General features: G+C 35.8%; 8 protein-coding genes. 7 read left to right on the top strand and 1 reads right to left on the bottom strand.

Translation table 11 applies throughout. The annotated features are described in order from the left end of the window. Nucleotides 1-52: 52 nt before the first annotated feature. Nucleotides 53-1534: an aldehyde dehydrogenase family protein gene (locus RE409_RS15885; RefSeq protein WP_201185217.1), complete on the bottom strand. Its 1482-nt coding sequence runs from the start codon at nt 1532-1534 to the stop codon at nt 53-55. A gap of 906 nt (nt 1535-2440) precedes the next feature. On the opposite strand from RE409_RS15885, the gene RE409_RS15880 reads away from it, so the two are divergent. The 7 genes from RE409_RS15880 to RE409_RS15850 all read left to right on the top strand — a co-directional run bounded on the left by RE409_RS15880 (nt 2441) and on the right by RE409_RS15850 (nt 13383). Beyond that, complete coding sequence (locus RE409_RS15880) at nt 2441-4291, top strand: sigma-54-dependent Fis family transcriptional regulator (RefSeq protein WP_309557799.1); 1851 nt, start codon at nt 2441-2443, stop codon at nt 4289-4291. Nucleotides 4292-4681: 390 nt separating this feature from the next. Further along, complete coding sequence (locus RE409_RS15875; protein ID WP_201185215.1) at nt 4682-5806, top strand: histidine kinase N-terminal domain-containing protein; 1125 nt, start codon at nt 4682-4684, stop codon at nt 5804-5806. 1387 nt (nt 5807-7193) lie between these two features. Continuing rightward, nucleotides 7194-8606, top strand: coding sequence for an amino acid permease (locus tag RE409_RS15870; RefSeq protein ID WP_397444115.1), 1413 nt, complete (start codon nt 7194-7196; stop codon nt 8604-8606). Between the two features lie 455 nt (nt 8607-9061). Continuing rightward, nucleotides 9062-9820 (top strand): hypothetical protein, encoded by a 759-nt coding sequence (locus tag RE409_RS15865; RefSeq protein ID WP_309557798.1) that lies wholly within the window; start codon nt 9062-9064, stop codon nt 9818-9820. A gap of 361 nt (nt 9821-10181) precedes the next feature. Next, the gene (locus tag RE409_RS15860) at nt 10182-11174 is read left to right on the top strand and encodes a cation diffusion facilitator family transporter (protein WP_201224161.1); all 993 of its coding nucleotides are present in this window, start codon (nt 10182-10184) and stop codon (nt 11172-11174) included. Nucleotides 11175-11469: 295 nt separating this feature from the next. After that, nucleotides 11470-12213, top strand: a complete 744-nt coding sequence (locus tag RE409_RS15855; protein WP_201224163.1) for a Cof-type HAD-IIB family hydrolase — start codon at nt 11470-11472, stop codon at nt 12211-12213. Nucleotides 12214-12384: 171 nt separating this feature from the next. Continuing rightward, entirely contained in the window at nt 12385-13383 is a 999-nt protein-coding gene (locus tag RE409_RS15850; protein ID WP_201224165.1) for an NAD(P)H-dependent flavin oxidoreductase, read from the top strand. Nucleotides 13384-13781 lie beyond the last annotated feature (398 nt).

Below are 13781 nucleotides of genomic sequence, written 5' to 3'. Positions count from 1 at the left end.
TAAGCAAACAGGGACAAAGATGCCCCTGTTTTAAGTGGTTTATAAAGTTTTATTAGTTTAAGTTAATCCATACACTTTTAACTTCAGTATAGTTATCTAACGCATAGCTTCCCATTTCTCGACCAATTCCACTTTGTTTGTACCCTCCAAAAGGAGAAGCGGCATCAAAAGCGTTATAGCAGTTTACCCAAACTGTACCTGCTTTTAATTCATTGGCCACATAATGGGCTTTTTTTACATCTTGTGTCCATAAACCTGCTGCTAATCCATATTCGGTGTTATTTGCACGGCGAATCACATCGTCTAAATCGTCAAACGGCATGGCAGCTACAACAGGTCCGAAGATTTCTTCTTTAGCAATAGTCATTTCATCATTGACACCAGCAAATATTGTAGGTGCTACAAAATAGCCATCGCCTTGTCCATAACTACCGCCTGTAACCACTTCTGCACCTTCTGATTTTCCTTGTTCAATATAACTACCCACACGTTCTAGTTGCTCATTAGATACCAATGGCCCTATCTGTGTAGATGGATCAAGGCCAGCCCCTTGTTTAATGTTTTTTGCGTGGGAAACTAAATCAGCTACCACATTATCATAGGACTTCTTCTGAATATAAAGGCGAGAGCCAGCACAACAAACTTGTCCTTGATTAAACATAATGCCCGATAAAGCACCGGGAATCGCTTTAGTCATATCAGCATCTGGTAAAATGATATTTGGTGATTTCCCACCCAGTTCTAGTGAAATCTTTTTCACTGTACCTGAAGCTTGGCGCATAATCATTTTACCTACTGAGGTAGAACCTGTAAAAGCAATTTTATCCACATCCGGATGGTCTACAAGTGGTGAGCCTGCTGTTTCACCAAATCCTGGTATAACATTAAGAACACCAGGAGGAAACCCGGCTTCGAGTGCGAGTTGACCTAAATACAATGCTGAAAGTGGTGTTTGCTCTGCTGGTTTTAAAACGATTGTACATCCGGTTGCAAGGGCTGCACCTAATTTCCACGCTGCCATAAGAAGAGGGAAATTCCAAGGAATAATTTGTCCAACTACACCTACTGCTTCATGGCGAGTATAGTTGAAGTAATTCCCTGCAACAGGAATCGTTTGACCGACAATCTTAGTAGTCCACCCAGCATAATAACGGAAGTGATCAATGGCAAGAGGGACGTCCGCATTAGTTGTTTCACCAATAGGCTTCCCGTTATCTAGTGTATCCAATTGTGCTAACTCTTCTTTGTGGGCTTCCATTAAATCCGCTAATTTATAAATGAGGCGACTGCGTTCAGAAGCACTCATTTTTTTCCAAGGACCATTGTCAAATGCTTGGCGGGCTGCTTTGACTGCTTTATCAACATCTTCTGGTCCGGCTTCGCTCACAATTGCTAAAACTTTCCCGTTGGAAGGATCAAGGGTCTCAAAAGTTTGACCAGAAGTAGCTTCTACCAATTCCCCATTAATCAAAAGCTTTTTAGTACCTTTTAAGAATTCTTGTACACGTGGATTAAGTCGAATTGTTTGTTCCATTTATAAAACCCCTTTTCATTTGGTATAAGTAAATGTTTATTCTTGCAAATTCGCTCAGATAATATGAAAGTCTATCCATGAAACCTATCAAACTTCAGTTTGCTATTAGAATTATGGCATATAGATGTTATACCTAGATTATCAATCGATATATGTGCGCTACCTTTTGTTAATTCAACTATCCTTTATTCAGAATTCTTAGCCTTACCATTTATTGAAACGGCAGTACCTAATTCCTTCGCGAGATTAAGAGTATGACTCATAAACACGTGACTACCAACTTCATCAATTACTGCACGAAATTTGTGTCCAATAACAAAGGGGATACTTAGACCGAATCAACAAAAATATTTATCCTTGCATGCAATTTCTACGACAAATCATCTGCAGCTAGTGCTGAATCGGGCATTTTTAAGACCTTCAAGAGCTGTTGATGTTCAGTTAGTACCACAATGCTTCGTGACGAATCTGTGTTTTTTTATCCAATTTTCGGATGCAACTCATGTTTAAAACAGGTTTGTGCTGCCATTCATTCTTTCTATTTATCTATCTTTCCTGGTTATTTAATCCTCCTTTTAATAAAATTGGAATAAGGTACTCAACTGGTTATAATGCAAGACTCATGCCAATAACAAAAACCCTATGAAAACCGTAAAAAATGATTGGATAGTTTTTAGAAAAATAGTTTTTGTTCTAGTATGGAACAATTACATGTTCCATATTAGAACAAAATCGAACGAAAGGTAGAATTCGTTGGTTTAGTTTCTGAATTTTCTGCTATAATGAAGTTGTATGGACAAACCCTTTTTATCCTATAAAAATTTTGTTGTTCTATGTGTTCAAAGTTAAGATAGTGAATCAACAAAATTACATAAAGAGTATTTTACAAATGGGAGGAGTTATTCTATGTCAGTCAATATTAGCGCGCCTAAAGAAACCATTCCTACTTTCATTCAAGAATCATGGAAGCGCTGCCATTCAAAAGGACTACAACCTAGAATAATGGACAAGGAAAATATGCTGGGTGAATTTGAGCTGGCCGAATTCCAGGATCAATATGCAGAGCTCCTATATTATTCTTCACCCATTTTAGAAGACGTGTATAGCTCTATACATGGCATGGAATCTATTCTATTACTTGCTGCTCCTGAAGGATACATCATTGAAACTGTCGGAGATCCATCATTTATTCGGCATGCTGACAATGTTGCCCTTAGAAAAGGGGCAAATTGGCTGGAGGAATCAAAAGGGACAAATGCAATAGGTACAGCTATAGTTGAGAAAAAAACAGTACTTATTCACGGCAGCCAACATTTTTATCAGGATAACCATTTCCTTACTTGTACCGCAACTCCCATTTATCATCCTGATGGACATCTTCTTGGTGTTTTAAACTTAAGTAGTCATCAACAGGATTATCATCCGTTTTCTATAAGTTTAGTTCAAAGAGTGGCAGATAGTATTAAACAAGCCCTCTTATTAGCCCAAACACAAAAACGAGAGAAAAATCTTTATTTTATATATGATCAGCATCCTGACCCTCTATTTACTATTAATAAAGAAGGTAACGTTACAAGTCTTAATATCGCAGCATCCCGTGCTATTGGCAGTTTAGAACAAACCACAACGGGGCAACCGATATCGAGTATAATATCAGGACTAGATACTCTTGCATTAATTAAAGGACTAGAACAAAAGGTTGCAATAAAAAATCAGAAGTTTACAGCTCAGCCCCTTATTAAAGATACCCAACATCTGTCCTATGTGATTCTTCGGTTAGAGAAACTAAAACAGAAAGATGAACAAACAAATCGTTATCATTTTTCTGATATCATCAGTAATGATTCTCAAATGAATCAAACGATATCTATAGCAAAAAGGGCTGCGAAACTTGATATTAGTCTTCTTATCACTGGTGAAAGCGGCACAGGCAAAGAGCTGTTTGCTCAATCTATTCATGGTGTCAGCTTTAGAAGAGATAAACCATTTATCGCGATTAATTGCAGTGCAATACCTGAAAATTTATTAGAAAGTGAGTTATTTGGGTATGAAAAGGGTGCCTTTACTGGTGCAAATAGCAGTGGACATAAGGGGAAGTTTGAAGCGGCAAATGGTGGAACCTTGTTTTTAGATGAAATCGGGGATATGCCCCTTACTGCTCAAGCGACTTTACTTCGGGTGCTTCAGGAACGTTGTGTTACACGTGTCGGCGGTAATACTTCGCGCCCCATCGATGTGAGAATAATCGCAGCAACTAACAAAGACTTACAGAAAGAAATAGAAGCAGGACAGTTTCGTGCGGATCTATTTTTTCGTCTGAATGGGTTAACCTTAAAACTTCCAAAATTAAAGAATCGTACAGATTTATTAATGTTAGCTGAACATGTTTTATCGCATTTACCATATAGAAATGAAAGTACAGAGTTAACAGAAGATGCTAAAACATTTATTTTTGAATATGAATGGCCAGGAAACTTCCGCGAATTACAAAACGTGCTAGGGCAGGCTGCTTTTCTAGCCAATCAGAATCCGATTACAAAGGCTTTGCTCGTTTCACTTTGTCCAGTTTCATCTCCGTCAAGAAATGTAGAAGAAACAAAGGAGCAAGAACCTACAAGCATGCTAGATCAAGAAATCCAACTTATAAAAAAAGCGTTGGAACGAACAAATGGAAATATTAGCAACGCAGCAAAACAACTTAAAATTGGCCGTAATACTCTTTATAGAAAGATGAGAACCTACAATATCATGCGATAACTCAAAAAGTAGGTGATTCAGAGTGTTTTTGAAGTATTTAACTGATGATACTTTTTAACCAATCACCAACTTCCCCGACCTATTTTGGTCGGTTTCTTTGTTATCCACCAATCATACTTGTGGTCTCCAGACTATTTTCCCTGTCACCTATCAACATTTCATCTACTTTACGAGCTGTTTTTTCATGTGTTTGTTCCTTTTGGAGTTTGTTTTTTCTATTCTAAAATCGTATCATAAGAAGATTAACAGATCTTGAATAAAACAATGATAGGCTTATCGTACTTATATATATATATGTCGTGTGAAGTGCAGGAAATTAAAACATCATATAGAATAATGTTATTAATATAATAAACTAAAATTCCGAAAGAGAATGTGGTGGTCAATAGTATGGAATTGTTATCAGAACAAAAGAAGTATAAAAAAGTATTGATTCAATATTTAGAAGAAAATCAATCACTGTTTTTAAATGAATGGAACGAGACCATCAAAGTAAATGAAATCGACCCCTACAAAGAAAAAATAAAAGAAAATGGATATGGGATGTACTCCCTAGTCATTAATATTTTTAATGGGTCATTGTCAAATGACGTGCTAACAAAATTGGCTTACCAGGTAGCAAATGAACGCCTTAAAGCAAATATTAATATTGGAGATTTTTTGTACAATATTAATTTAGGTAGAAATATCATTGTCAGAAATGTTTTTGGGGCAAATATCCCCATTAAATATATACAGAAGTTTATTGATGAAATCAACACACACTTCGATACATTCAGTTATCATGCCGTAACGAGGTATACAAATCTAACAAATGAAGTGATTGAGGAAAAACAATCTTTTATAAGTGAAAATCACAAAGATAAATTAGCGGTATTGGGACAAATATCATCAAGCTTTGTACATGAGTTCAGAAATCCTCTTACAGCTATTATGGGGTTTAATAAATTACTAATAAGGGAGAACCCCAATCTAAAATATTTAGATATAATAGATTATGAACTAAATCAGCTGAATTTTAGAATAACCCAATTCCTCCACACCTCTAAATCTGATTTTAACGAGGAACAAAGAGAGGAAATTTCTGTGTTGGAATTACTTGAAGAAATCCAACAACTAACATATGCGAGTATTGTCGATGCTAGCGTTAATGTAGAAATAGATATTTATCCGAACTTTGTCATAACAGCGAGCAAGGATGGACTAAAGCAGGTATTTCTTAACCTTTTTATAAATTCAATTGATGCTTTAAAGGGGAAAGACCAGCCTAGAACATTAAAAATACATACAATGACTGAGCCAAATGAACGGGTTATTAGAATATCAAATAATGGACCTGCTATTGCAAGTGAAATGATAGAATCAATTTTTGAGCCGTTTTTCACAACAAAAGAGTTAGGTACAGGAATTGGACTTTACGTATGTAAGAAGATTATAGAAAGTAATGATGGTTATATGAATTGTGTGTCTAATGACAATTTAACAACATTCAGTATACATTTCCCCAATAGTTAAATTATTAGTGACCTAAAAGTTCAAGTTCATGGGGATTAATACATATTCACATATTTTACAGCAGAAACTGTAGTGTTGTATCTAGCTAAATAGTTGAAGCCACATCACTAAACTTACGGTTATTTTTAGGGAGAGGACCAAAATCTGTATGGCCAATATACCCCGAAAATCAAGATTCTCTTACTTTTACAGGTTTTAGGTGTACGAGTTTACAGGGCAAGAATGATTTCTAAGGGCGGCGGAGTGATGAAAGCGATTAATCGGATAAAGGTGATTTCGTCTTTCCTAAGAATTTAAAATAATATTTAAAGAAGATGCCTAAATTAGTAATGGAAATTTAGGCATCTTCTTTTCATTTAAATTATTAACCCTCTAGTCTGATATTTTTCACTACGGACATGTTTGAATATTTACGGATTTAAGCATTTACTACAAGTGTCAGATCTTTAGACATTTTCAATAAATTGTCCTGGTATGACGATCAATTCATTTTCACCCGGAATGAACGGATGCAATATATCTTAGAAGTTCACCATAAAAGTTATGTCGAAATTCTAAAAGAAAACAATTAAATTGTCATTTTGTGATTCGAATATGAATCAAAAGGTGTTAATAATTAATTTATGAATCAAAAATTAAGATTTTGATTCAATTTTGAATCGAATAAAAGTCATGAAACCTTTAAATCCTTATATACTAACAATCCTTTTTTTGGCATGGATATTGCTTTTATTTTTATATATAATTACAAATTTTCATTAAGAGAGGATGCTTTATATAAAAAAAGGTGAGGTAAAGAGAGTATTGATAGAGTCAGATATATAATGATTTATACATCAAAAGCCGTCGCTTTGTAAGTAGTAGCCGTCTGTTAAATTCAATTATACCGCAGTGAAGGTAGCATGATTATTGATCAATTAGATGATCAAATTCTTAATAAATTAAGAGATTTCTTTATAGCGGAAGGCATCACCAAGAAGTTGGAGCCGTTATTATGGAACCAGTGCAAGGAGAAGGCGGATTTATAGTGCCATCTGTGCGGTTCGTTTAAGGCCTGATGATGATTACTAAAGAGTAAGTTTCCGGATCAGTAGTTGCTGATATAAAAAGGTGGCTGTTTATGAAGAAGCACTAGAAAAAGCACTAGAAAAAGCGAATGATACTACTTATGGTTTATGAGCTTCGCTTTTTGCAACATATCTAGATAAGGCTTTTCATTTTATCAATAACAGTGAATTTGGACTTGTTCAAATTAATGGAGAAACTGGTGAGGATGAACCGAAGAAATAATTGGTGGAATGAAAGAGTCCAGCTCTGTTACCCGTGAACAAGGACATGTAGCAATTGAGTTTTTTACTGCTATTAAAAACAGTGACAATTTTAAGGGATGGTGACAATAGTGGCTTATCAACCAAATGAACTGAAACATGGTCTCAAGACTAGACATGTAACAATGATTTCTATTGGTGGTGTTATCGGTGCAGGCTTATTTATAGGGAGCGGGAATATTATTGATTCAGCAGGACCTGGTGCAATCTTATCTTATATAATCGCAGGATTAATGATCGTTCTTATTATGCGCATGCTTGGTGAAATGGCTGTTGTGAATCCTGATAGTGGGTCCTTTTCAACTTACGCACATCAAGCGATTGGTCCTTGGGCCGGTTACACGATTGGCTGGTTATACTGGTTTAACTGGGTAATCATTATTGCGATTGAAACCACTTTATTGGGTACTATGATTCATGATTGGTTTCCTGCTATACCTATGTGGATAGCAAGTTTATCTTTCCCTATTTTGATGACACTTACAAATATCTATTCTGTCAAAGCTTATGGAGAATTTGAATACTGGTTAGCTTTTATTAAAGTAGCTGCTATTGTAATATTCCTATGCTTAGGTGCAGCAATGATCTTTGGATTTGTTCCTGGATTTGAAACACCAGGTCTTTCTAATATTACTGGAAATGACGGATTCTTTCCGAATGGTTTTCTACCTGTACTCCTTAGTGTAATATTTATTACCTTTTCATTATCTGGGAGTGAGGTAGCGGCTATTGCAGCAGGAGAGTCTGAAAATCCCGAAAAAAATATTATAAGAGCAATAAACGCTGTAGTGTGGCGTCTTCTTCTATTCTTTGTTGGTTCGGTAGCTGTGTTAGTTATACTAATCCCGCAGGGGGCTGAAGGTTTACTTAAAACTCCCTATGCTAGCGTATTTAACATGGCAGGACTTCCTGGTGCTGGTCAAGTAATGAATATTGTAATATTCATATCATTGCTTTCTGTTTTAAATTCAGGGCTATATACAAGTTCACGCATGCTTTACTCCCTATCAAAAAAGGGAGATGCCCCTAGAATTTTATCCCGTGTGAATAAGAGAGGCATCCCGATTTGGGCGTTAATGGCAAGTGTTTTCTTTGCTTATGTGTGCACGACATTTAAATTTGTGTCTCCTGATAAATTATTTGCTTTTCTAGCTAATAGCTCGGGTGGAGTTACGATGATTATGTATATTTTTATCGCTTTTTCTCATCTGTTTTTAAGAAATAAGATTGAAAAAGAAAATCCAGGGACACTCAAAGTGAAAATGTGGTTATTCCCTTATTTAACCTACGCAACTATTGCAGTATTATTTGCTATTTTTGTTGCCCAGGCTTTCATTGATTCCATGCGCTTGCAATTCTTTCTCACCTCTCTTCTCACGATTCTCGTTATAGGTTCCTACTTTCTGTTTTATCATAAGAAAGAAGAGGTAATAACTCCAAAGCAAGAAGAAAAACTAAAAAAAATTCTTTAAAAAAGTGTAAAGAAGTCTTTTTCTGAATGACTGATAACATATTTAATAAATACTTACAGTAGTTTCTAGCTCTTAGTGTAGCTTTTATAGACAAATTATTCTTATTTAAATCCGTTTAGATATATTCATTGCTTTTAAATTGATTAATGTAAAAAGGCTACTCTTGATGAGTAGTCTTTATTCTGTTCCATAAATAAAGGGAGGATGTAGAGTTGATATTTTCAGATGAAAGTGTGCGGAATGACTACATCTTTACAATCCTTTGGTATAGTAACTACTATCATGGCAGACTACTTACATTTAAACGTAAAAACTGAATAATTATTTTTTATAGGAATTAGCAGGAGTTAGTTAGGAGTGGTCAGTTGAATTAAACTTAATTATGCTCATTCATTTGCAACTTTGCATTCCTTTGCTAGAATATAAGCATAAAGAAAAAAATAGGAGTGGTGACTGTGGCTGAAACTCCAGCTGAAGTAAAGGATTTAATTCACTATATTGAACCAAAGGGAGAGTTTATCTCTTTTTCAGATGAGGCGGATTATATCGCTAAAGGTTTAGAATGGAAATTATTCACTGCTCGTTCAGTAAAAAGAGAACTACTATATAAATGCGGAAGCTATCAAGGAAAAGTGAAATTGGCTGGTTATGAACAATATGGTAACGGTCTTGATACGATTGTTGTTGAATTTGAAAATGGTAAGCTAAGTTGCATTCACCCTTCATATTTAAAGGAAATGCAAAGTTCGAATTTCGGTAAAGAGCTATTGAGTGGGCCAGTTGCTGAAGCATCAGCACCTTTAACTGAAGGTGAACAAGTAACAGTTGTCCAAGTGACAGAAAGTCCTGAGCAGCTAAGTGAAGCACCAAAAAAGGCAAAGTCAAAGAGTAAAAAGGCACCAGCGAAACCTAAACTGGACTTACCAGCAGACAAAGTCCATTTCACAGCAACCGTCAAGGAATTTACTGCAAAAATGAACCATTTCACCGGTGAAGAAGATGAGGTAATCCTGTTAGAGAATGTCAAAGTGACCACAGATCCAGAACTCTCCATTGGTGATGCCTGGTGTGGATATAGCAAAACATTAAAAAAGGCAGAACTTGAAGAAGGCGACGAAATAGAATTTGACGGAAAAGTGGTTGACAAGAAATACGATAAAGAAATTCGTTATAAAGTGAACAATCCATCAAAGTTAAAAAAAACGGAAGCTTAATTCTAACTTTATACCTTAGTAAAATAGGTAGTAGGCTATTGCTTACTGCCTTTTTGTATGGATTGTTTGCTCCAAGTGACAGGTATTTATAGCAAAAAATGTACAGAGGGGTTCGATTTTTATCTTAGTAATTGATGTTTAGAAGTGGAATAAAATCATGAATATGGAGAACTGCTGAACTCATCAGTGATCTGAAGGATGAAGGGGCACTTTTGAAATGTACGTTGGCAATTCATTCATGACGAGAATGTTGAACTCAATTGAAATAGAGAGCTTTTTCCCTTTTTTGGTTTCATATAATACAGCGTTGGGGATAATACAATATTATAAAAGCTTATTAAAAGTAAAGGGGGCCTCTATTGTGAAAGAATTATTCCGGTTATTAAAACAAGGCAATAAATCGGCATTTATTGCCGCTTGTGTGAATAGTATTATCGCTGTGTTAAAGGGGATAGCTTATTTCATGACGGGGAATGTGGCTATGTTTGCGGAAACATTGCATACCTTGGGGGATGCTGCGAACCAGTTTTTCGTTTTCATTGGTTCCGCATTAAGTAAAAAGTCACCAACAAATCGTTTTCCAGATGGATTCGGACGACTGGTTAACCTAGTTCTTTTAGGGGCTGTGTTGGTTGTTGGGATCATGTCTTATGAAACGATAAAAGAAGGATTTCATCACATCTTGCATCCAGTAGAGTCAAGTGGGATGATAATTAATTTGTCCGTTCTCTCGTTAGCGGTTGTGTTGGAATCATATGTATTATTTAAAGCGATGAAAGAAGTAGTACATGAAGCGGGGATAGAGGCGAAAGGAACTGCAGTCATCTATAAAAGCTTCGCTGGTTTAAAACGTGCAAAACCAGCAACGAAATTAGTATTTATGGAAGATATGGTCGCAACAGGTGGCGGTATACTGGCGTTAGTAGCCATATTGTTGGCGAATTTCACACCCTTTATTCAAGCAGAAGGTGTTGCTTCTGTCATGATTGGTCTCGGTATGTTTTATGTGGTTGGAAGGGTTTTTCTTGATAATGCAGCGGGAGCTCTTGGTGAAGCTGATATTGAGATGCGTCAGAAAATAGGAACTATGGTCATGAGTGATCCGGATGTGAGAGATATCCAAAAACTGGCGGTATTAAAAGAAGGAGAAGATTTTCATGTGGAATTAGAGGTAGAACTTGATGCCCACATTTCTATCGCCCAGGCTGATGACATTAAAGACCGGCTCTTTGATGAAATTTTCAAGGAAAGAGGGGTAACGGATGTCATTATAGAATTTGATGAAAATGACGGCGTTGCTAATTGGGAAGGTGAACTTAATAAAGAACTAAATGAAAGGAAACAAGATAAATAGAAGGAGTGTCCTATCTCCAAAATTTGAATCTTGTCTAATTGGTGTAGGGGCTTCTTTTGAAAATAGAAAATTTAATTAGGTTTGATTTAGGATAATATTAAATAAAAAAGTAACATTTATTTATGCAAAATAGTTAAAATTAATAAAATATAAATCTAAATAAAATGCTAAAAGGTCACAAAATTTTTTGTGACCTTGAAACCTGTTCATTGAATCACGTTCTTTCCTTGGATAAGCAATATACGCTATTATGGAATTATGTACATAGAGAAGAATTCAGAAAGGGTGAATAAGAATGAATAAACCAGAAATTAAACTAGTAGCGCTCGACATGGATGGGACACTTCTAAATGAAGCGGGAGAGATTTCTGCGGAAAATCGGAAAGCAATTAAAGAAGCAGAAAATCAGGGGGTTTTCGTGGTGCTAAGCACTGGAAGATCCTATGCGACTTGCAGTGATTTTGCAAAGTCAATGGAGCTGCAGTCATATCTTATTACGGTTAATGGTAGTGAAATTTACGACAATCAAGGGAAATTGGTGGAAAGAAATATAGTCGATAGTGAATCCATACAGTGGATGTGGGAATTAAGCCAAAAGTATAGTACGCATTTTTGGGCAATTAGCTGTGATAGTATATATAGGGCTGAAATGCCTCAACGAATTCATGACTCGCAATGGCTTAAATTCGGCTTTGATACAAAAGATGAAGCCATTCGCCAAACTATTATGGACGAACTTAAATCAAAAGGAAATCTTGAAATAAGCAATTCAAGTCCAACGAATATTGAAGTGAATGCACTTGGAGTCAATAAAGCGAAAGCAATTGACGTTGTTTGTTCATTGCTCAATATTACAATGGATAATGTAATGGCAGTAGGAGATAGTCTAAATGACCTTGCCATGATTCAAGAAGCAAAGATGGGTGTAGCGATGGGTAACGCTCAAAAGATAGTTAAGGAAAAAGCAGATTGGGTCACTGCAACTAACCAAGAAGATGGAGTGGCTAAAGCAATCCAAAAATGGGTGCTCTCCAATTAATTGAAAGCTGTATGTGGATTTAATCCATATACAGCTTTTTATTTAAATTTAACTCGTTAAGAGTGGTATTTTGCCGCTGAAAATAATTTCTTGAAAATTTTGTCTTTAAGAAGTATGATAATCTTATAGTGTTATATTTTGGTAATATATTAAAAATGGGAGGTTTTATAGATGAGAAGAACTGTACCTGAACACTGGTGGAATCAATTATCTTTACCAGTTATCTCAGCGCCTATGTTTTTAATTTCTGGTCCTGAATTAGTGAAAGAATGCTGTTTGAATGGAGTAATTGGCTCTTTTCCAGCACCGAATGCTCGGCCGATAGAAGTACTGGATCAATGGATGGGTGATATAAAAAACACACTAATTGCAGCAAGAGATAAAGAACCCAGCAAGAAAATTGCTCCATGGGCAATGAATATGGTTGTTCACCGAACTTATAGCCGTCTTGAAGAAGAATTGGAATTAGTCAAAAAGCACCAACCTCCCATCGTTATTACATCTCTTGGATCTCCAAAACATGTTGTAGATGTCGTACATAGCTATGGTGGGTTGGTCTTTTCAGATGTCAGCAGCGTGGAATTTGCCAAAAAAGCTGCAGAGTCAGGTGTGGATGGATTGATCTTAGTTGCTTCAGGAGCTGGCGGACATGCGGGTGAGATAAATAGTTTTGCTTTCGTTGACAGTGTAAGGACGTTCTGGGATGGAATCATTTTGCTTGCTGGATCCATTAGTACAGGTCACAGCATCTTAGCTGCTCAAGCTGCCGGAGCGGATCTTGCTTATATGGGTACACGTTTTATCGTGGCAAAAGAGAGCAGGGCAAATGATGAATATCGTGAAATGCTTGTCGAGTCGAATCATGATGACATTATCTTGACTGATGCATTTTCCGGGGTTAATTGTAATATGTTGAAACCAAGTATTAAAAAGGCAGGTATGGATCCAGATCAATTAGCAAAAAAAGAAAATGTCGATTTTGACAGCATGTCTAAATCATCAGATTCTAAAGCATGGCGTGATATTTGGTCCGCGGGACATGGAGTAGGGGCGATAAAACAAATAGATACCACTGCTGGTATCATCAAACAGCTAGAAAAAGAGTATCAGGAATCCCTTGAGAGATTAACCGAGCAGGCGGGTAAATTAAAGGGTATTATATCAAAGTGATTTGAAAGCGCTTTATCAAGTTGTTCGAAATTTGTTGTTTTTTTGTTTGAAGAGGGTATCCATTATGGGTACCCTTTTTTTAGTGCTACATACTATTTTAGAATACATTATTTTAATGGATTACATAATCTTGTATAAATAACCATTCAAAAATACTACAGATAAGAAGAAAAATTATGTGATTTTATAAAGTAAATAAATTTGATATCCAACAGTAGAAATGTTATATTATTTTTCGTGATAATGACCGGATGAACAATATAGTCATAATTTTTCTAGAAGAAAATATATATTTATAATAAAGAAATAAAATATATATATTTTAGATGATAAACAGTCATGAATGTATTTTCAATTCGCTTTACACCGAAGTAGAGTAAATAAACGACATGTTTGTC

The organism is Peribacillus sp. R9-11 (assembly GCF_031345095.1).
In the GTDB taxonomy this organism is placed as follows: domain Bacteria; phylum Bacillota; class Bacilli; order Bacillales; family DSM-1321; genus Peribacillus; species Peribacillus butanolivorans.
Note: the sequence above shows the minus strand (reverse complement) of the source record. Positions and strands in the feature narration are given on the sequence as shown.

What these genes read in the sequence shown, in the direction of transcription:
- RE409_RS15885 (WP_201185217.1), bottom strand. Translation starts at nt 1,534, where the DNA reads ATGGAACAAACAATTCGACTTAATCCACGTGTACAAGAATTCTTAAAA.
- RE409_RS15880 (WP_309557799.1), top strand. Translation starts at nt 2,441, where the DNA reads ATGTCAGTCAATATTAGCGCGCCTAAAGAAACCATTCCTACTTTCATT.
- RE409_RS15875 (WP_201185215.1), top strand. Translation starts at nt 4,682, where the DNA reads ATGGAATTGTTATCAGAACAAAAGAAGTATAAAAAAGTATTGATTCAA.
- RE409_RS15870 (WP_397444115.1), top strand. Translation starts at nt 7,194, where the DNA reads ATGGTGACAATAGTGGCTTATCAACCAAATGAACTGAAACATGGTCTC.
- RE409_RS15855 (WP_201224163.1), top strand. Translation starts at nt 11,470, where the DNA reads ATGAATAAACCAGAAATTAAACTAGTAGCGCTCGACATGGATGGGACA.
- RE409_RS15850 (WP_201224165.1), top strand. Translation starts at nt 12,385, where the DNA reads ATGAGAAGAACTGTACCTGAACACTGGTGGAATCAATTATCTTTACCA.